Source organism: Bifidobacterium panos (assembly GCF_012932445.1).
In the GTDB taxonomy this organism is placed as follows: Bacteria; Actinomycetota; Actinomycetes; order Actinomycetales; family Bifidobacteriaceae; genus Bifidobacterium; species Bifidobacterium panos.
Genome location: NZ_JAAIIJ010000003.1, coordinates 122,511 through 142,780, shown reverse-complemented (window position 1 = coordinate 142,780; position 20,270 = coordinate 122,511). Strand labels below are relative to the sequence as shown.

Annotated in this window: 18 protein-coding genes and 1 pseudogene; 16 read left to right on the top strand and 3 right to left on the bottom strand. The window is 60.9% G+C overall.

The features are described 5' to 3' along the window. Positions 1–4: 4 nt before the first annotated feature. From tyrS to G1C94_RS01755, 5 genes and pseudogenes are all read left to right on the top strand, one after another. Positions 5–1,327 carry a tyrosine--tRNA ligase gene (gene tyrS, locus G1C94_RS01775; RefSeq protein WP_172144074.1) on the top strand — a complete coding sequence of 441 codons (1,323 nt, stop codon included), beginning with the start codon at positions 5–7 and terminating at the stop codon, positions 1,325–1,327. Positions 1,328–1,512: 185 nt separating this feature from the next. Next, positions 1,513–2,517, top strand: a pseudogene (locus G1C94_RS01770) (hypothetical protein); the annotation flags it as partial. A gap of 24 nt (positions 2,518–2,541) precedes the next feature. Next, entirely contained in the window at positions 2,542–3,585 is a 1,044-nt protein-coding gene (locus tag G1C94_RS01765; protein WP_172144072.1) for an HAD-IIA family hydrolase, read from the top strand. 36 nt (positions 3,586–3,621) lie between these two features. Beyond that, complete coding sequence (locus tag G1C94_RS01760; protein WP_172144070.1) at positions 3,622–3,759, top strand: hypothetical protein; 138 nt, start codon at positions 3,622–3,624, stop codon at positions 3,757–3,759. A gap of 14 nt (positions 3,760–3,773) precedes the next feature. Then, positions 3,774–4,520 (top strand): TlyA family RNA methyltransferase, encoded by a 747-nt coding sequence (locus G1C94_RS01755; RefSeq protein ID WP_172144186.1) that lies wholly within the window; start codon positions 3,774–3,776, stop codon positions 4,518–4,520. Between the two features lie 11 nt (positions 4,521–4,531). Here G1C94_RS01755 and G1C94_RS01750 read toward each other — a convergent pair whose 3' ends face one another. Further along, positions 4,532–5,191, bottom strand: coding sequence for a potassium channel family protein (locus tag G1C94_RS01750; protein ID WP_172144068.1), 660 nt, complete (start codon positions 5,189–5,191; stop codon positions 4,532–4,534). Between the two features lie 65 nt (positions 5,192–5,256). Next, positions 5,257–6,729, bottom strand: coding sequence for a TrkH family potassium uptake protein (locus G1C94_RS01745; RefSeq protein ID WP_172144067.1), 1,473 nt, complete (start codon positions 6,727–6,729; stop codon positions 5,257–5,259). A 220-nt stretch (positions 6,730–6,949) separates the two neighbouring features. Here G1C94_RS01745 and G1C94_RS01740 point away from each other — a divergent pair, with 220 nt between their 5' ends. The 6 genes from G1C94_RS01740 (at position 6,950) to G1C94_RS01715 (ending at position 14,312) form a co-directional block, all read left to right on the top strand. Beyond that, a complete protein-coding gene (locus tag G1C94_RS01740; protein WP_335341199.1) occupies positions 6,950–7,819 on the top strand; it encodes a PIG-L family deacetylase in 870 nt (289 codons plus the stop codon). Positions 7,820–8,488: 669 nt separating this feature from the next. Next, positions 8,489–9,736, top strand: a complete 1,248-nt coding sequence (locus G1C94_RS01735) for an HAD-IIIC family phosphatase (RefSeq protein ID WP_172144065.1) — start codon at positions 8,489–8,491, stop codon at positions 9,734–9,736. A gap of 183 nt (positions 9,737–9,919) precedes the next feature. After that, positions 9,920–10,819 (top strand): NAD kinase, encoded by a 900-nt coding sequence (locus tag G1C94_RS01730; RefSeq protein ID WP_172144064.1) that lies wholly within the window; start codon positions 9,920–9,922, stop codon positions 10,817–10,819. Next, positions 10,819–12,492 carry a DNA repair protein RecN gene (gene recN / locus G1C94_RS01725; protein WP_172144063.1) on the top strand — a complete coding sequence of 558 codons (1,674 nt, stop codon included), beginning with the start codon at positions 10,819–10,821 and terminating at the stop codon, positions 12,490–12,492. Before G1C94_RS01730 ends, recN begins: the two co-directional genes overlap by 1 nt. A 6-nt stretch (positions 12,493–12,498) precedes the next feature. Next, entirely contained in the window at positions 12,499–13,221 is a 723-nt protein-coding gene (locus tag G1C94_RS01720; protein WP_172144062.1) for an HAD family hydrolase, read from the top strand. 119 nt (positions 13,222–13,340) lie between these two features. Then, entirely contained in the window at positions 13,341–14,312 is a 972-nt protein-coding gene (locus G1C94_RS01715) for a CBS domain-containing protein (protein ID WP_172144061.1), read from the top strand. On the opposite strand, the gene G1C94_RS01710 is transcribed toward G1C94_RS01715, so the two are convergent. Next, entirely contained in the window at positions 14,309–15,508 is a 1,200-nt protein-coding gene (locus G1C94_RS01710) for an MFS transporter (protein WP_253902266.1), read from the bottom strand. The genes G1C94_RS01715 and G1C94_RS01710 overlap by 4 nt on opposite strands. A 148-nt stretch (positions 15,509–15,656) precedes the next feature. On the opposite strand from G1C94_RS01710, the gene hisD reads away from it, so the two are divergent. Genes hisD through hisH form a run of 5 tightly spaced genes read left to right on the top strand, consistent with a single transcriptional unit; the run spans position 15,657 to position 20,219 of the window. Next, positions 15,657–17,054: a histidinol dehydrogenase gene (gene hisD, locus G1C94_RS01705; protein ID WP_172144059.1), complete on the top strand. Its 1,398-nt coding sequence runs from the start codon at positions 15,657–15,659 to the stop codon at positions 17,052–17,054. Then, positions 17,051–18,211, top strand: coding sequence for a histidinol-phosphate transaminase (locus G1C94_RS01700; RefSeq protein WP_172144057.1), 1,161 nt, complete (start codon positions 17,051–17,053; stop codon positions 18,209–18,211). Before hisD ends, G1C94_RS01700 begins: the two co-directional genes overlap by 4 nt. Positions 18,212–18,220: 9 nt before the next feature. Next, positions 18,221–18,820, top strand: a complete 600-nt coding sequence (gene hisB / locus G1C94_RS01695; protein ID WP_172144055.1) for an imidazoleglycerol-phosphate dehydratase HisB — start codon at positions 18,221–18,223, stop codon at positions 18,818–18,820. Continuing rightward, entirely contained in the window at positions 18,820–19,539 is a 720-nt protein-coding gene (locus G1C94_RS01690) for a hypothetical protein (protein ID WP_172144053.1), read from the top strand. Before hisB ends, G1C94_RS01690 begins: the two co-directional genes overlap by 1 nt. A 35-nt stretch (positions 19,540–19,574) precedes the next feature. Next, positions 19,575–20,219 (top strand): imidazole glycerol phosphate synthase subunit HisH, encoded by a 645-nt coding sequence (hisH, locus tag G1C94_RS01685; protein ID WP_172144051.1) that lies wholly within the window; start codon positions 19,575–19,577, stop codon positions 20,217–20,219. The last annotated feature ends 51 nt before the right edge of the window (positions 20,220–20,270 follow it).

The following is a 20,270-nucleotide window of genomic DNA, read 5'->3' as shown; positions in this document are numbered from 1 at the left end:
AGATATGGCTCACGTCATGGATTTCAGACAGGCGGGTTTTGACAGTCTGCTTGAGGAACTTGAATGGCGCGGGTTGGTGTCCCAGTCCACTGACCGGGAGCAACTCGCGAGTGCGTTGGACGGCGAGCCGATCACGTATTATTGCGGCTTCGATCCGACCGCCGCCTCCCTGCATATCGGCAATCTCGTGCAGCTGATCAACATGCGCCACTTGCAGTTGGCGGGGCATCGGCCCATTGCATTGGTCGGCGGCGCGACCGGCCTGATCGGTGACCCGCGGCAGTCGGGTGAGCGCACGTTGAACCCCAAGGACGTGGTGGCCGGTTGGGCCGAGCGTCTGAAAGCGCAGATTGGCGGCATTCTTGAGACATCCGGCCCCAACGCCGTGCGTTTCGTGTCCAATTACGACTGGACGGCGCAGATGTCGGTGATCGACTTCCTGCGCGATGTGGGCAAGAACTTCCGGCTGGGCACCATGCTCGCCAAAGACACCGTGGCCAGGCGCCTGAACTCCGAGGAAGGCATCTCGTTCACCGAGTTCAGCTATCAGGTCTTGCAGGGCAACGATTTCCTGCACTTGTTCGATGAGTACGGCTGCACGCTTGAGCTTGGCGGCTCCGACCAGTGGGGCAATCTCACCTCCGGTCTCGACCTGATCCACAAGGTGCGCGGGGTGGACGTCAACGTGTTCACCAGCCCGATCATCACCGACGCGCAAGGCAAGAAGTTCGGCAAGTCCGAGGGCAACGCCGTCTGGCTCGATGCCACGATGCTCAGCCCCTACAAGTTCTATCAGTTCTGGATCAACCGTCCCGACGCCGAGATGGAGAGTCTGCTGAAGGCGTTCACGTTCCTGCCCAAGAGTGAGATCGAGCGACTGATTGAGCAGAGCCAAGCCGATCCGGGTGCGCGCGAGGCGCAGAAGACGCTGGCTTGGGAGGTCACCAGTTTCGTGCATGGCGAGGCGGCCACCCAAGCGGCCATCGACGCCTCCGCCGCGCTGTTCGGGCGCGGTGGCGATCTTGGCGCCATCGACGCCGATACGCTCGAATCGGTGCTTGAGGGTTTCAAGGTGGCCGATGGGCAGGGCGGGTATATGTTCCCGCAAGGGGGGCCTGGCGATCGCGTGATTGATGCTGCTGTTCAGGCTGGGCTGTTCAAGTCCGGATCCGAGGCGCGGCGCGCCATCAAGTCCGGTGGTGTGTATCTCAACAACGCGCGCGTGGAGGACGACGAAGCGGTTTTGGGCCAAGGGGATTTTCTCGCCGGTCGCTTCGCGCTTATTCGGCGCGGCAAGAAGGCGCTGGGCGTGGTGGAACATCAGTAGCCGGCGCGGGTGGTTGGGCACGCGCGGTTGCGTATTTCAAACCGGTGCAAGTGAAGACGTAAGGAACACACATGGCAGAAGGCAAGGAACACAAGTCGTTCGGCGGGCGCAAGCCCGGTGGCTCAAGCCACTCCGGCTCGCGTGGAGGCAAAGGCTTCAAGCCGCGCGGCAAAGGCGGTCAGCAGCGTGGCGGTTTCCATAAGAATGAGCGTCGCGCAGACAACTCCCGTTACCGTGACGATCGGCACAATGCCCATAGCGCCTCCAACGGCGAGCGCCGCCAGTTCACGGACGACGAGAAACGCGAATACCGCGAACACAAGCGCACCGAATACATGGACAAGCCGCGCCGCAATTCCGACGGCACGATGAGCTTCCCCTCGCAAAATCCCTATACCAACCGCCGCCCAGACGAGCCCAAGATGCCCAAAGGCCTCGAATGGTCGATGCTGTCGAAAGATGAGAAAGAACGACTGCGCGGCCTGGCCAAGGAGCACGCGGAAAACGTCGGCTTGCATATTCTGGCCGCTTATACGCTGATCGATGACAGCCCCGAAGCGGCGCTCGAACATGCCAAATGGGTTGCCAAGCAGGCCTCGCGCATCGATTTCGCGCGCGAGACGCTCGCGTTCGTGGCCTATCGCATGGGGGATTACAAGCTCGCCCTGCGTGAGTTCCGCACCGCCTATCGCATGAACGGATATGCGGATTATCTGCCGTTCATCGCCGACTGCGAGCGTGGCGTGGGCAATCCGAACAAGGCCATCGAAGTGGCGCTGGGAGACGACGCCAAACGCCTCGGCGGCGAGGCCAAAGCCGAGATGTTCTTGGTATATGCCGGTGCGCTCGCCGACTTGGAGCAGTGGAGCAAGGCCATCAAGGTGGCGCACACGCTGGGGCATTCCAAGGGCTTGGCCGGAGGCTATCGTATGCGCGCGTTGCAGGCCGAACAGCTCTTCCTCGAGGAGGCCGGGCGCGGTGACGAGGCCGACAAACTCCAGCGCACCATCGAAAAGCTGGAAGATCAGTACGCCGATTTCGACGAGGACATGGACGACGCGGTGATCGACCACGATCTGGCCGAGCTCGCCGACGACGAGGAACTGCTTGAACAGTTGGGCATCGACCCGGATGCCGCGCAGTATGCGCCCGAGGAAGGCGACGACGCGGCTGGGCCGGGCAGTGACGAACCTTTGCAAGACGCCGAGTGACGCATGAACGAACATCTTTCAGGTTCCTCGCGCCCGCTGGCCGAGCGCTATCAGCTCGCCTTGCTCGATCTTGACGGCGTGGTCTACCGCGGCAAAGCGCCGGTCGAACACGCCGCCGATTCCGTCCACAAGGCCGAGCGGTCGGGCATGATGATCGAATACACGACGAACAATTCGTCGCGCTTCCAGCAGGTGGTGGCCGACCAGCTTCAGGGTTTTGGATTGCAAGTCGAGCCGTGGCAGGTCATTACCTCGTCGGTGGTGGCGGCGCGCATGGTCGCCAAAGCACTGCCGGCTGGCTCGAAGGTGCTGGTATTGGGTGCCGAGCATTTGCGCCAGGAGGTTGCGCGTGCGGGGCTGGCGGTCAGTGACGACCCGTGCGACGGGCCCGTGGCCGTCATTCAGGGCTGGTACCCAGACATGACGTGGAAGATGCTGGAAAACGTTTCGCATGCCGTCGAGGCGCAGGCCCGGTATTTCGTCACCAACCGAGACTTGACCATTCCCCGCGAGTTCGGCCCGGCGCCTGGATGCGGCTCGATGATTCAGGCCGTGATCAATGCCACCGGTGTCGAACCGGTCGCCTCGGCGGGCAAGCCGGAACCGTATATGTACGATGAGGCGCGCGAACTCAACGCGCGTGACGGGCGCAACGCGGTGCCCAAGGAGGAATCCCTTGCCGTGGGCGACAGACTCGACACCGACATCGAGGCCGGCAACCGCGGCGGCTACGATTCCCTGGCCGTGCTGACCGGCGTGACGAACCCGCGCGAACTCATGCTCGCCCCCGCCCACTTGCGTCCCACTTATGTGGCGCAGGATTTGCGCGGGCTGAACGAGCCGATGCCCGCACCCGTCGACTGCGGCGGCAACCGGTGGACATGCGCCGACGGCGAAGCCGCGTTCGACAAGGCGGCCAACAGCATACAAGTCAATGACGAGACGTCGATGAACGCTCTGCGCGCCGCCATTTGCTTGTCTTGGCAGTTGGCCGATTCGGGCGTCGACATGTCGGCCGTCGCCTTGCCGGATATGCGGGTGTCATAGAAAGACAGTTTTAATAGTTTTTAAGGAGCTTAACCAATGGATGACCGCACGCCGCTTGCCGAGCGTTTCACTCAGCTTTCCACCCTTGGCGAGCAGAGCGACGAGCAGCGCATCGAAACCTTCCAAAGCGTGCTCGACGCGCTGCAGCGTGAACTGAACGAGATAAGCGAGTGACGCAGCCTGTCGATATGCCCGACCGGCTTGATCTGCTGCTGGTCGCGGCGGGACTCGTGGACAGCCGTTCCAAGGCGCAACGGCTGATCAAAGCGGGCAAGGTGCTGGTGGACGGCCGGCCCGTCACCAAACCGTCGTATGCGGTCGGCGGTTTGCAGCAGGCTCGCATCAGTGTGGACAAGGGCGATGATTACGTTTCGCGCGGTGCCTACAAGCTGGTCGGGGCCTTCGAGTGCTTCGCCGCGCACGGTTTGCCTGAGCCGCTGGACATGGATTGCCTCGATATCGGTGCCTCCACGGGCGGCTTCTGCGACGTGCTGTTGCGCGGGGGAGCGAGGCGCGTCATCGCGCTCGACGTGGGGCACGGCCAGCTCGACCCGCGTATCGCCGCATCCCCTCGCATCATCGAAATGAGCGGCGTCAATATCCGCGACGTGGTCGCTGAAGATTTGCCGTTCCGCCCGCAGATGGTCGTCTCCGACGTGTCTTTTATCTCACTGACCTACGTGATTCCGGTGATCGCCCGCATCGCCGCGCCCGGCGCACACGTGGTGCTGCTCGTCAAACCCCAATTCGAAGTCGGCCGATCCGGCCTCGACCGCCATGGCGTGGTCGCCGATCCCGCTTTACGTGAGCAAGCCCTCGAAACCGTCAAGCAATGCGCCCAAACCAGCGGCCTGACTCCCGTCGTCACAGCCCCGTCCCCGATCGAAGGCACCCACGGCAACAGCGAGTACCTCCTCTACGCGCGGCAGTCCTAGTGTTCTTATGTTTAGCCGGCGAGGAACTTGTCGATTTGGGTTTGCTTGCCGGCGATGATGAGTTCGTCGTTGCGGCGCATCACCAAGTCGTTCTCGCCGTACTGGAACTCGCGACCGGGCGATTTGACGCCCACCACGATGATGCCGTAGCGGTCATGCACCTGCGCTTCGGCGATGGTCTTGCCCGCCACATGCAACGGCGTATGCACCTTGACGACGGTGTGCATGCCTTCGATTTCGATGTAATCCAGATAGTTGCCGGACACAAGATGGCCGATGCGCTTGCCGGCGTCGTTCTCCGCGTTGATCACATGGCGTGCGCCAATGCGACGCAGGATGCGCGCGTGCTGCGCCGACACCGATTTCGCCCACAGGTCGGTCAAGCCGGCGTCAAGCAGATTGCCGGCGGTGATGACGGACGCCTCGATGCTGTCGCCGATGGCCACCACAGCCGCGTCGAACTGGGCCGCGTCGATCTGCTCAATCGCCATCGCATCGGTCATATCCGCCTGCAACACGGGAATATGCGCGGACCAGCGCGCCACAATCTCCGGATCATTGTCGACGGCGAGCACGTCCTGGCCCATATCGTTCAATGTGGCGGCCACCGAGCTGCCGAAGCGGCCCAGCCCGACTACCAGCACGCTTTTGCTGCCATTCGTATGTGCCATGAAATGCTCCTTGATTGTGTTGTCGTGATTCATCGTAGACCGATGCGTGCCGAAGACCGGCAAGATTAGCCGACGATCACGCTTTCCTGCGGATAACGAATCGGCTCCGGTGCCATTGGGCGGCTGATCGCGTAGGCAATGGTCATGGGACCCAAACGCCCCACAATCATCGCCGCCGCCAGAATGAACATCGAAGCCGGATTGCCTGCGCTGACCACGCCAGCCGAATAGCCACCGAGACTGAACGCCGAGCAGGTCTCGAATATCGCGTCGCCGAACCCGCAGTCCGTGACGAACATCAGCGCCATGGAACCCACCGCAACCAGCGAGAAACACGACATGGTCACGCTGATGGCGGTCATCTGAATGCGCCGGGGAATGCGCCGGTGGAAGGCCGTCACGTCGCGGTGTCCGGTGAACGCGGCCCGGCAGATCAGAATGATCACCGCGAACGTGGTGACGCGAATGCCGCCGGCCGTGGAGGACGAACCCGCGCCGATGAACATCAACGCGCTCATGAATACCTTGCTGACATCACTGACGCCGGGAACCCAGGAAATATCGAAACCGGCCGAACGCGGCATCACCGCGGCCACCGCGCTTCGTCTGAGCTTCATGGACAGGTCGTTCGAGGGGAACAGGTCGGGATTGTGCCATTCGACCAGCAGGAACCACAGCAGCGACACCCCCACGAGAATGGCCGTGGTGACGAGTGTGAGCTTGGTGTGCAACGTCCATCGTTTCGGGCTGAGTTTGTGCCGCGCGCACTGCACGACGTTGAGCACCACCGGAAAACCCAGCGTGCCGATGAACGCGCTGATCAGAATCGGCAAGCCCACGCCCACGTTGGTCACGTGCAAGCCGGAGGTGTCCGGGGTGAAGCCGGTGTTGTTATAGGCGGACACAGCGTAGAACATCGCCTGCCACAAGGTGCGCCCGGGGTCGCCATCGTTGACGCGCAGCAGTTCGGGCAGCAACAGCGTGAAGGTGATGGCCTCGGTGATGGCCGTCGTGGTGAGCACCACGGCGATCACGCCCCTGATTTCGGAGAATTTGGATGTGCCCAGCTCGTTGGCGGTGAGCATCATCTGCGATACCTTCAATCGGCGGCTCACACCCAACGCGATCATGGAAGCGAAAGTCATGACCCCCAGCCCGCCGAGCTGGATGGAAATCAGAATGATCACTTGGGCGAACATCGACCAATAGGCGCTCGTGTTCACCACTTGAATGCCGCAGGTCGACAAGGCGGACACGGCGGTGAAGAACGCCACGGGAAAGCTGGTCGAATGCCCGCTGCGCGTGGCGAACGGCATCATCAGCAGCGCGGTGACAACGACGATCAACACCCCGAAATACACGATGGACAGGCGTCCGGGATGCTTGAGCAGACGGTCGGTCACGCTGATGCGGCGAATCCGGCCGGATGCGCGATTCTCGTCGTCGGAAACGTCGTTATACCACCACGACAAAGCATTCTTCGGGCGTCGCAACAGCGCATTCTTCGGGCGTCGCAACAGCTTGGGCAGTCGCGCCATAATCCCTCCTTGCTGTGATATGCCGCAAGCCATTGTATGCCCTGTTCGCCCTTGACGGCGCGGCGTCGTTGTCTATTTGCAAGTGCAACACCCTTGTTGGGTTTGTAAGTCTGGCAGTTCGTTGACGAACGCCTCGGCTGCACGTTGTCTAATTACAGGTGCAACACCCGTTAGATTGGAAATTGCTGTAAATCCAGTCTGAAAGGATGTTGCGCTTGTAATTAGACAACGGGGTTGGCCTATAACCCCCTTTGCTATACTCTTCGAAGAAGGTGAAAGGGGCAAGAGCCATGCGTCGATTGGCAGATATCCTCCACGTTTTGACAGAAAAATTGGGGGGGGGTGCAGTTCAAAGCTTATTAGTGGAGGTGGGGTTGTCCTATTTTTCTCTCCGCACCAGGATGACGAGCTGCTTGCCTTGGGCGCGTACGCCCAGCATGTCATCTCAAAAGGCGCTGATGCCCACGTCGTACTCTGCTCTGACGGAACAAAGTCGTGCGTGAGACAAATCCTTGGGGACGCTCATAGTTGCGACAAGCACGATGGCTTGCATGATTATCGCCTTGACGAAGCCGCATTTAGTGACGCAAGGGACAGGGAATATCTTGCCAGTTGTCAGGCGATCGGGTATCGGCCTTCGAGGATTCACTTTGCCCCAAGGCGTGCTGTAGATGGCTCACTTTCCAGGGAAGAGGCCTCTGCTATCATTCAGCGGTACCTCGATGTATTTCCCGGAGCCGAGGTATGTACTATCAGTCCGCTTGTTGGCGAATCACAGCATCGTGACCATCGTCATTTGGGCGAAGCCGCGGTTGAGCTTTGGCGCAAGGGCCGCATACGGCGCTTGAATCTTTTCGTAGAGCCGTATTGCCTGGAGGCTTTTCGTTCGGAAAACCCCGATGTCGAGCTGTCGCATGTTGCAGCCGACGGTTTTAAGAAGGCCGGTCTTACGAGTGCCGTCTCGCAATACTGCTTCTGGGATCCTGGCGTTGGGCGTTATGCCATCGGATACCATTCCGTAACGGGGGAGTTCGATGCCTTTATGAAGGAGCCGGCTTCTTACTGGCATACCGCCGATGGGAGAATGTAACGGTGTATCAGTACGAGTTCTACAACCGTTCCCTTCGTGAAGGTGACTCTAGGCCGCAGGGCACTATGCCGTCTTCCTTTGTGAAGCTCGATGACATCATGTGGATTCGTTCCAGCTATTGGGCTGAGCATTGCCTGGAGTGCGGAGCCCCTGTGCTATGAGACCTGTGAGCTGTTTGCCCGGCGTGACGACGGCAGATGCCGCCGCTTTGCATTCGGAATATACGACAACCCTCATTTTCCTGATGCCCCTTTTGCATCTGAGATAGCATTCCGTAAGTGGGGGAAGCTCGAGAGCATTGTGTATCCCGGCTCTATGACGCCAAAAGAAGCAATTGAATTTAATTCCCTTTGGAAAGACCGATGTGCCAAAAGACGTCGGCTTATGAGGTTGGGTGCTTTGGGGCGTTGCATCTACCCCATCGAGGAGCGTCAACGATTTGATTCCGACAAATACGGTCAAGCCGATGCCGTCAATCGTGAAAACGTCAGAGATACGCCATTTCTCTTGCTGTAGCTTTACTCAACTGAAGCTGAACCGTTTACCCTCTTCTTCGATATCACCGACGGCGATGCGCTGGCTTTCCGTGAGGGTATTCGCATCGAGCCCGGCTATAACCAGCATGTGGTCGACGCGTCACGTGTGTTTCCCGGTAAAGACAAACTGCGCATGAAGATTTACCCGGAGAACAATCGTGAGGCTCGTATTGTCCTTCTGTTTTGCGAGCTTGTGCAGTTTGCGGATGGAGTTGTTCCGGTTGAGTATCCGGCTGTGAACACCTCTGCGAGTGCTGCTTCTATCGCGTCGGGCAACTCCTCCCAAGCCATACCTGCAAAGAAGGTCAAGTGTGTTGCTTGGGATCTTGACAATACAGTATGGGACGGGACGTTTGTAGAAAGCGACCCCGAGCTACTCGCCGTGCGCCCGGGCGTGTTTGAGACCATGAAGGCTCTTGATGAGCGCGGCATCATTCAGATTGTGGTGAGCAAGAACACCGAGGATGAGGTGAGATCCACCCTCGACCGTCTCGGCATTTCAGATTGGTTTGTCGCGCTGTTTGTGAACTGGAAACCGAAGAGCGAGAACCTGAAGGCCGCCGCAGAGTTGCTCAATATCAACATAGATAGCTTCGCGTTGATTGACGATTCCTCGTTCGAACGCGAAGAGGTTGCATTTTCCCTTCCAATGGTTCGCGTGTACGACGAGAGTGTGGTGTCTTGTGGCGGCAAAGGCCAGACTGTAGCCGACGGGATGATCGGCGCCCCCATTCTTGCATTGCCGGAGTTTGATGTTCCGACAACCGCGGAAGGCAAGAGGCGTCGTCACATGTATAAAACTGAGATGGTCCGCAAGGAGGCGTCAAGCCAGAGCGGTGGCGACCAGCTTGATTTCCTGCGTTCCTGCAAGCTGCGTGCCCGTCTGTTTACGCCGAACGACGACGCCTCGATTAGTCGTTCGTATGAGTTGCTGCAGCGTACCAATCAGCTGAACCTTTCCGGCAACCGCTATGACAAGGAATCGTTCTTTGCCAAGATGCGGGAGGATCGAGCCACGCATCTTGCGATGACCTGCGCTGATCGGTTCGGTGACTACGGACAGGTTTTATATCTTGAGGCGTCTGTTAATTCGGATGACTCTTCTCTTCTTGTGATTGACGAGTTTGCGCTCTCATGCCGTGTTGCGCGCAAATGCGTTGAGGCGGCGCTTGCCATGCGACTGCTGGAGCTGTTTGAGCCGGAAGGCGTTAAGGCCATCGAACTGCGCGGAAAGCGAACAGACCGCAACGGCCTTTTGATTGACTCTTTCTGTGCCGCTGGCTTTAGAAACGAGAGCGACGAAGACACCCTTCTGCTGAGACTTTCGTCTGCTGATGAACTGGTTTCGCCCGATGTGGTTCAGGTGACTGGCGGGGAGTAGCTGAGATTATTTCGGCTCTTTGGTTTTATTTACGCTGGTTCCCCGCGTTCTGGTTCCCCGCGTTCTGAAGTGTTGTCGCGGACTGTCTTACGCTGCGACATTGAAGTATGTCTTTGACGGCGCGGCAACGGCTAGGATGGGAATAGTCAGCAGTGAATGAATCCAGCAAACGGAAGAGGCGATATGGCTTCACGCAATGCGGTGGTGGTGACGCATAGCCGGTTACGCCACAGCGGCACGGTGATTAGTGAGGCCGTGGAGCAGTTGCGTTCGGCGGGCTTCGAGGTCAGGGTCGTCGATAACGTTGATCCGCCCGCGTTCGGCGCGAGCACGCCGAGGATGGACGACGGCACTGAAATCGTCGTCGTGCTTGGGGGGGACGGCACCATTCTGCGCGCCGCCGAGCTGGTGCACTGCACGCAGGTGCCGATTCTCGGCGTGAACCTGGGGCATGTCGGCTTTCTGGCGGAGTTCGAGAGCTTCCAGATGAGCGAGGCGATTCGCCGTGTGGCCGACCATGATTATTCGATTGACGAGCGCATGATCGCACATGTCGATGTGTGGCTGCCCGGTGCGAGCGAACCGTTGGAGGACTGGGCGCTGAACGACATCACCGTGGAGCGCGCGGATCGCGGCAAGATGGTCGAGCTGTCCATCAGCGTTGACGGCGTGGAGATGAGCTCCTTCGGTGCGGACGGCGTTATCGTTTCCACTCCCACCGGCTCCACGGCCTACGCTTTTTCCGCGGGCGGGCCGGTCATTTGGCCGAACGTCCAGGCGCTGCAACTGGTGCCGTTGGCCGCGCACGCCCTGTTCGCCCGCCCGCTGGTGATTGGCGCGGATTCCTCATTCGCCATGACCATCCTCGACGATTCGATGTCGGACGGGTGGATCTGCTGCGACGGGCGTCGCCAACGCGCCCTGCCCAAGGGCACGCGCATCGAAGTGCGTGCTTCGCGCGACACCCTGCGCCTCGCGCGTCTGTCCGGCGTGCCGTTCACGGATCGTCTCGTCACGAAATTCGATCTGCCGGTCGTCGGCTGGCGCGAACAGGCATCGCGCGTTCAGGAAGGCGGGCGTTGATGCTTGAAGAGCTTTCCCTGCGCAATTTGGGGCCGATTCGCACCGCGCAAATCATGCTCGCTCGGGGTTTGACGGCCATCACCGGCGAAACCGGTGCCGGCAAATCCATGCTGCTGTCGGCCATCCGTCTGATTTCCGGTGGTGCGGTTGAATCGTCGAAGGTCGCTTCTGATGCCGATGAGGCTTGGGCGCAAGGCGTGTTCTCAGTGGATGACGACAACAGTCAGGCGGCTGACATTGCGCGGCAGGCCGGCGTCGAGCCGGAAGACGGCGAGCTGTTCCTTTCGCGTGTCGTGCCCGCGTCCGGGCGCTCGCGCGCCGTGCTGGGCGGCAAGACGGTGCCGCGTTCGGTGCTGTCGGAAGTGTCGGCCGAGTTGGTGACGGTTCACGGGCAGGCCGATCAGCTGCGTATCGCCTCGCCATCCCGCCAACGCGAGTTTCTGGACATGTTCGCCGGTGACGGCGAGGAGCTTTCGTCCTATCGTGCGGCGTGGGAGGCACTCACGGCGTTGGACGAACATTTGGAGCGTCTGCGCTCGCAGGAAACCTCCGTGCACGACCGTGCCGATTACCTGCGCGAATCGATCGAACGCATCAACCGCGTCAACCCGCAGCCCGGTGAGGACGAGGAACTGAAAGCGCGGCGCGATCGCATCGAGAACGCCGCGGATATTGCGCAGGGTGTGGGCGGTGCGCTGGCGGCGCTCGACGCTTCGCAAATAGGCGATGATGCCGTTTCGGCGGTCGACTTGGTCAACCGTGCCGTGCAGTCGTTGCGAGCCATTCATATTGGGGATGCGTTCGGCCAGCAAGCCGACAGATTGGAGTCCATCAACGCGGATCTGTCCGACGTGGTGTCCGCGCTCGCGTCCGAAATCGACGACGAGGCCAGCGTGGAGGATCTCGACCAGATCAACGCCCGCATCCATGAGCTGAACGAACTTACGCGCCGCTGGGGGCCAAGCATCGCAGATGTCATTGCCTGGCGGGACAAGGCCGTATTTGAAGTCGAGGATCTTGACGCTTCGCCCGAAAAGGTGGCCGAGCTTGAAGCCGAACGCGAACGGCTGTACGGTCAAGCGCTGGCCGCCGCCGAAACGTTGAGCGCCGTGCGTCGCGCCGCCGCCGAACGTCTGGGCGGGCAAGTCAGTGACGAATTGACGGCGCTCGCAATGTCCGGTGCCTCGCTTGAGGTGCGCGTCAGCGACCGTGACTCGCTTGGACCCCACGGCCGCGACGGCATCGAGTTTCTATTCACCCCGTTCCCCGGCTCGCCGCAGTTGCCGATGGGCAAAAGCGCGTCCGGTGGCGAGTTGAGCCGTCTGATGTTGGCGCTTGAACTGGTCGCCGCCGCCGAGCGTGGCAACAGTGACGGCATGACGTTCATCTTCGATGAAATCGATGCCGGTGTCGGCGGCAAAACCGCGGTGGAACTTGGGCGACGCCTGGCCAAACTTGCGCAAAGTTCGCAGGTGATCGTCGTCACGCATTTGGCGCAGGTCGCGTCCTGGGCATCCAGCCAGTTCGTCGTCACCAAGAGCGACGAGACGACGGTGAGCGAGGTGCGCGGCGAGGAGCGCGTCGGCGAAATCGCGCGCATGCTCGCCGGCAGCGAGTCGCAAACCTCCCTTGAGCATGCCCGCGAACTGCTCGCCGAATCCAAGCTGTCCTAGGCCATCATGACCACACCACAACGCACCACAGCCGCCATCTTCGATCTCGACGGTACCCTGCTTGATTCGATGGGCGTGTGGGATCAGGTCGATGTCGATTTCCTCACCAAACGCGGTTTCGACGTGCCGGAAGACTACCTGACCACGATAGCCGCCATGCAGTTCCGCCAGATAGCCGAATACACCATCGCCCGCTTCGGCCTTGACGACACCCCCGAGCAGCTGATGGACGAATGGAACAAAATGGCGCTCGTCGCCTACTGCACCACGGTCGAAGCCAAACCCGGCGCGCTGGAATACCTCAGGAGCTTGCGCGCCGCCGGCGTGGGGCTTGCCGTGGCCACATCCCTGCCGCCCATGCTGCGCGAGCCTGCGCTCGAACATGCCGGCATGCTCGATCTGTTCGACGTGACCGTATCCGTGGACGACGTCGGTGACGTGGGCAAAGACCGCCCGGACGTGTATCTGCTGGCCGCCCGCAAGCTGGGCGTGAGGCCGCAGGACTGCACGGTGTTCGAGGATCTGCTCGTTGGCATGCGCTCCGCCAAGTCGGTCGGCATGCGCGTATGGGCCATGCACGACGCTTCCTCCCAAGCCGACTGGCCGGCCATCTGCGCCCTCGCCGACGGCACCCTCTTCGACTTTCACGACGCCCCGCAACAGCTTTGTCCAAACCCCAGCGAACAATACGGAATCTGCAAGCGGCCCCGACGTGCGAATCCAACGTAAGCAACGCCGATTCGCCTGCCAGGAAGTCGCCATCTCGAACCGATCGTTATGCGCCCCCTCGTCGTCCGCTACAGCGGGCAGACAAGTGGGCCGGACAACATAACGAAAGGAACCTCATCATGCCTCGTAACGGCAAGGAAGGCATTCTCTTCAGCTTCATCATGTCGGCCATCATGATCTACGTGATGGCGGCGCTCAACTACGGCGTGCGCACCGGCGACGTCGGTGCCGCCGCATGGAGCTACGCATTCTTCAGCTGGCCGCTGGCCTACGTGATCGGGATGATCTGCGATCTGTGCATCTGCACGCCAAGTTCGCGGGCCATCATGAATCGCTGCTGCACGCAAACCGACCGTGCTGTGTGGAAGGGCATCACCGTCAAATTCCTCATGGTCGTGCTCATGACCATATTCATGACCATCTTCGGTGCGATTATGGCTTTCGGTTTCTCGACGGATGCCGTTACCGGCTTCTTCTCGATGTTCCCCTACAACTTCACCATCGCGCTGCCAATCCAGATGCTTATCGTCGCACCGCTTTCCGGCCTAATCGTGCACGCCGTCGGCGATAAAGCCGGCTGGAACAGGGCCGCACAGCAACGCACCCCGAAACTTAATGTCGAGACCGTCGCCGATGTCATGCAGAAGGATGCCTATACCGTCGCCGACACGGCGAGTGTTCGTGACGCCGTCCGTGTGATGCTCGACTGCAATATCAGTGGTTTGCCGATTGTCAACGAAACGGGTGCCGTGGTTGGCTTCGTGTCCGACAGCGATGTGCTGCGCCGCTTCGCACAGGACAATCTGCCGGTCTCCGACATCTCCACGCTGATCACCGGCATGGCCCGCGGCGAATTTCCGGAACTCTCCCACGCGCAACTGCTTGAACAGAACGTGATGAGCATCGCCGCCAGTAAGGTCACGACCGTTCGTGCCGACGCCAGCATCGCCGAAGTCTGCCAAGTGTTCGGCTACCAGCAATACAAAAAGGTGCCGGTTGTCGATGACGGCAGACTCGTCGGCGTTATCAACCGCGGCCATCTCACGCGCCGCTCCTTCGAAGCCTGTCTGGAGAATCGACAAAGCGCCTAGTTGATGCCTGATGCCGCTTGGTGTCCGCCGTCAATTGTTTTCGCGAATGCCAGATAGATGATCCACGCGAGTGGCATCGTCAACATGAACGCCGGATAGAGCCAGCTGATCGGCATGCGCCCGTAGAAGATGCCCGCCAGCATCGGGCCCAATGCCATACCTAGGTCGAGTCCCATGTAGTACGTGCTGTTGGCGATGCCGCTGCGCTCGCGACCCGCGATCACCACGGCCTGTGCTTGGGTGACCGAGCTCATCAGACCATAGCTGGCGGCCATGAAGATGCCCGCGAACAGCAGGAACCAGTTGTTCGACATGAACGTGAGCGTGGCCAGTGTGGCAATCATCGACAGCGAACACACCACCATCCAGAAACGGAAGCCCTTGCGGTCGAACAGATTGCGCATCGTGAGCCTCATCACCAGCAGCGCGATGGCATAGAAGGTGAAGAACAGATCGGAGGAGATTGCAAGATGCCGCGACTGCACATAGTTCACGATGAAGGCTTGGTTGACGAAATAGGGGATGGCGAACATCATGAACGATAACGACAGCGGCACGACGCGCGGCTCGACGATGGTGCGAATCGAAAAGCGTCCGGTCGTGGCGCGGGGCTTGGCGACGGGCTGACCGCCGTTCCTCACCAGCATCACGGCGGCGATCATAATGACGGGCAATATCAGGGAACCCAAAAACGCGAGATGATAGCCGATGATGTCCTTGAGACGAATGCCGATGGCCGGGCCGACCGCCATGGCCAGAGCATTCACCGTGCCATACAACCCCATGCCCGCGCCCATATGGTGAAGCGGCAGCAGCAGCGACATCCACGTTGCCAAGCACACCGAGCAACAGGCGAACCCAAGGCCGTTGACCACGCGCGCGGCAATCAGCATGGCGGGGGAGTTGGCGAAGCAATACAGCAATCCCGCAAGGAAATACAGCAGCGTGCCCACCGCGGCCAGCGCGCGTTTGCTGGTTTTGTCCGACAGATTACCGGCGATGGGACGGCAGAACAGCGAGACGAGGCTCATCACGCCCGCGACCACACCCATCATCGCGCCGGGTGCGCCCAGCGACTCCGCATAGCCTGCGACGAGCGGATTGGCGAGCATATTGGTGACCATGAAGCAGAACGTGGCTATCATCACCAGCGCCATATCGCGGGTGATGAAGTGGCTTGCGCCCTGTTTCGCCATGCTGCCTCCCAACGATGTAAGCTTCGGCCAGTTTAGGTTGAATGGCCGTCATTCATGTCGCGTTTGCCGCTGAAAGGTGTCTCACGATTTGGGTGCCAGTGGGCTATCGTAGTGATTCCGTCACGAAGAGCACATAGACTTAAGGGTTATGAGCGAGAATATTATGCGAATCATTGATTTGAGGGGGGAAAAGCTCTCTCGAGCCGAGCTGCTGGCGGCCATGCCGCGCGCCGAGATGGGAACCTCGGAGGCCGGCGATTTGGTGCGTCCCATTCTTGAGGACGTCAAGGCCAGGGGAGCGGCGGCATTGCGCGACTTCGGCGAGAAGTTCGACGGCGTGCGCCCGGTGAACCTGCGCGTGCCGGCCGAGGCCATGAGCGCCGCGCTGAGTACGCTCGACCCTGAGGTGCGCGCGGCCATCGAGGAATCCGTGCGCCGTGCCCGCGCAGTGGCGGCCAATCAGGTGCCGAAGGACTTTTATACCGATTTGGCCGCCGGTGCGCGCGTGGCCGAGCGCTGGGTGCCGATTCAGCGCGTGGGATTGTATGTGCCGGGCGGCAAGGCGGTATATCCGTCGTCCGTGATTATGAATGCGGTGCCGGCACAGGCTGCGGGCGTCGAATCGCTGGCCATTGCCACGCCTCCCAGCAAGGGTGACCCTGATGGCTTGCCGAACAAGACCATTCTGGCCACTTGTGCCATTCTCGGTGTCGATGAAGTGTATGCGGTGGGCGGCGCTCAGGCCATTGCCATGTTCGCCTATGGTGCCAAGGGATCCGAACCGCAGGACGGCGAAGTGCTGTGCGACCCGGTTGACAAGATCACCGGCCCGGGCAATATTTTCGTGGCCACGGCCAAGTCGCTCGTTTCCGCATTCGTGGGTATCGACGCGGTGGCCGGCCCCACGGAAATCGGCATTATCGCCGATGAAACCGCGAACCCCAGCTTGGTGGCCGCGGATCTGATCGGCCAGGCCGAACACGACGAGCTGGCCGGCTCCGTGCTGTTCACCGATTCGACCGAACTGGCGGACAAGGTGCAGGAAAGCCTGAATTACCGTGTGCCCCGCACCGAGCACGCCGAGCGCGTGCGCACCAGTCTGTCCGGCAAGCAGTCGGCCATTGTGTTGACGGACGGGCTTGACCAATCCATCGACGCCGCCAACGCCTATGCCGCCGAGCACTTGGAGATCCAGACCGCCGATGCTAAAGCCGTCGTGCCGCGCATCAAGAACGCGGGCGCCATTTTCCGCGGGGCCTACTCCCCGGTGCCGCTGGGCGATTACATGTCCGGCTCGAACCACGTGCTGCCCACCGGCGGCACTGCACGTTTCGCCGCTGGCCTTGGCGTGCACACCTTCATGAAGCCCGTCGAAGTCATCGAATACGACGAGGAAGGCTTGAAGGCCATCGCCGCACGCATCAACGCCTTCGCCGTCTCCGAAGACCTGCCGGCGCACGGCGAGTGCGTGTTGAGCCGTTTCATCGATGATCCGTACAACAAAGAGACCATCGTCGAACAGGAAGAGAAGGCCGGCCTTCGATGAGTGCGATTCCACAGAATCTGCCCCTGCGCAACGACCTGATCGGCGAGGAGCCGTATGGTGCGCCGCAGCTTGACGTGCCCGTATGCCTGAACGTCAACGAGAACCCATACCAGCCGGATCCGGCCGTGTGTGAGGCCATCGCCAGGCGTGTGCGCGACATCGCCCCGACGCTCAACCGTTATCCCGACCGCGAGCACATCGAACTGCGCCAGGCGTTCAGCGATTATCTGGCGCGCGAATCGAACACCCGCTTGGACGTGGATGAGCTGTGGGGCGCGAACGGCTCCAACGAGATCATGTTGCAGCTGTTCCAGGCGTTCGGCGGCCCGGGGCGCACCGCCCTCGGCGCCGACCCCACGTATTCGATGTACCCGGAATACGCGCGCGACACCTTCACCGGCTGGCAACTCGCCCACCGCAAGGCGGACTTCACGCTGGACATCGAAGCGCTGATCGAACAGATTCATGCCGTCGGGCCTTCGATGGTGCTGCTCACCAGCCCGAACAACCCCACTGGCACGCCGTTGCCGATGGACGAGATCGAGCGCGTGCTCGAAGTGTGCGAAACCGCCGAAGTCGCGGGCGCGAACGCGGGGGTGCACCCCATCGTCGTCATCGACGAGGCGTATGTGGAGTTCCGTAAATCCGGCACCGAAAGTGCCGTCAGCCTCATCAAGGCGCACCCGAATCTGGCGGTGTCGCGCACCATGAGCAAGGCCTTCGCCTTCGCCGGTGCGCGCGTGGGTTATCTTGCCGCGAGCAAAGGCATCATCGACTGCGTGCGCATCGTTCGCATGCCCTATCACCTGAGCGCCGTCACCCAGGCCGCCGCGCTGGCCGCGTTCGAGCACACCGACGAGCAGCTGAGCCGCGTCGAGCACCTGCGCGAAACCCGCGAAGCCACCGCCGCGTGGCTTGAAACCCAGACCTACAAAGGCGAGCCGCTTGATGTGGCCGAGTCCGGCTCGAACTTCCTGCTGTTCGGCGGTCATTTCGACAAGCGCGACGAGATATTCGACGAACTGTTGAAGCGCGGCGTGCTTATCCGCGTGGTCGGCCCCGCCGGCTGGTTGCGCGTGTGCATGGGCACTGATGAGGAGATGGCGCGCTTCCGCGAGGCATTGACCCAAGTGTTACGTATAGTGGAAGCGGCGTAAAGGAGCATCATGGCAAGAACAGCACACATCGTTCGTCAGACCAGCGAATCGCGCATCGACCTTGAGCTGAACCTCGATGGCACCGGCAAGACCGACATCGACACGTCCGTGCCGTTCTATAACCACATGATGACGGCGCTGGGCAAGCATTCGCTGATCGACCTGACGATTCGCGCGCACGGCGACACCGATATCGATGCGCACCACACCGTCGAAGACACCGCGATCGTGTTCGGCGAGGCCTTGAAGCAGGCGCTGGGCGACAAGCGCGGCATCCGCCGGTTCGCTGACGCCACCGTGCCGTTGGACGAGGCGCTGGCCAAGGCTGTGGTCGATGTCTCGGGGCGTCCCTATTGCGTGTGTTCCGGTGAGCCGGAAGGCTTTGAATATTGCATGATCGGCGGGCATTTCACGGGCTCGTTGGTGCGTCACGTGATGGAATCCATCGCCATGCACGCCGGCATCTGCCTGCACATGCAGGTGCTCGCCGGGCGTGACCCGCATCATATCGCCGAAGCCGAGTTCAAAGCGCTGGCCAGGGCATTGCGTTTCGCCGTCGAGCTCGACTCGCGCGTGGACGGCATTCCCAGTACCAAAGGTGCGCTGTGATGAGCGACGAATCTGAAGACAAAGGCAAGGACTTCGCTCGTCAGCATTTCTCCGACGAGGAGCTCGAGGCGGCCGTGGCCGGTTTCGAGAAGGAATTCGCTGGAGAATCGGGCGAGACCAGCGGCAGTGTGACGGATGCGCCGGATGCGCTGGGCGCGCCGGATATGGAAAATGTCGAGATTCCCGACGACGCCTCCGAAATCGACCCCTCCGTGGGCTTCGACGAGGCTTTGGCCGGCCTGCTGGGAGACAAGGCCAAAATGGCGGCCTTGGTCACCCGCGTGGCTTCCGCCGAGCTGTTGGCCGCGTTCTGCCAGCTGGCCGATATCTCCGCCGACTGCGTGGGCTCCAATCAGGGTGCCATTGCCGTGTTGCGCAACCTTGACGGCGATTCGCCCGAGGCCGCGGCCAAGGACATCACCACTGTGGTGTCCGGCATGTCCGTCATTCTCGGCGTCAACCGCGCCGACAAGCTGCAGATTATGCTGTACGCCGGCGGCAAGGCGGGCTCCGAACTTGCCCCGCCCGTCCTGTTCAATTCCACGCCGCGTTTCGTTGAAGACCTGATGCTCGGCATCACCACCGTGGCCCAGCTGAAAACACGCGGGTTCGAGGTCATCGATTCCGGCCGATACGATCGCGCGTCGGCCATGCGGGTGATTTCCAAGCACACCCGTTTCGGCAAAGGCGGCTCCACCCGCGGTTCGAGTATCAAATAACGTTCAGTAAATAACATGCAGTAAGGAAGACACAGATGACCACCGCTGTTGTATTCGACTATGGCTTCGGCAACGTGCGCTCCATGGTGCGTGCGCTCACGCGCCTCGGCGTCGATACCACGCTGACCTCCGATTATCGCCAGGCGCTTGAAGCGGACGGCCTGGTCGTTCCGGGCGTTGGTGCGTTCGCCGCCTGCATGGAGGGGCTGAAGAAGGTCGGTGGCGACAGGGTGGTGCTCGACCGCCTGCGCGCCGGCCGCCCGGTGCTTGGCGTGTGCGTCGGTGAACAGGTGATGTTTGAAATCGGCCGCGAACACGGTACCGAAACACCCGGCATCGGCCTGATCGGCGGCTGGGTGGATCCGTTGGACGCGGATGTGGTGCCGCACATGGGTTGGGATACCGTCGAAGCCGACCCCGGCATGACGTTGCTCAAAGGCGTCGAAAAGGAGCGCTTCTATTTCGTCCACTCCTATGCCGCGCATGAGGCGCGTGCTCTCGATCTCGCCGACCAGCAGGTCGAGTTGTCCGATGCGCAACATGTTGCATGGTGCAAGTATGACAACAGTCGTTTCGTCGCGGCCTATGAGCGCGGCGCATTGTTCGCCACACAGTTCCACCCGGAGAAATCCGGGGACGCAGGCGCCCAGCTGTTGGAAAACTGGATCGCCACGTTCTGAAATTGCGTTGAAACATTTCCAAATCATTCCAAACCATCCCAAATCAGTTTG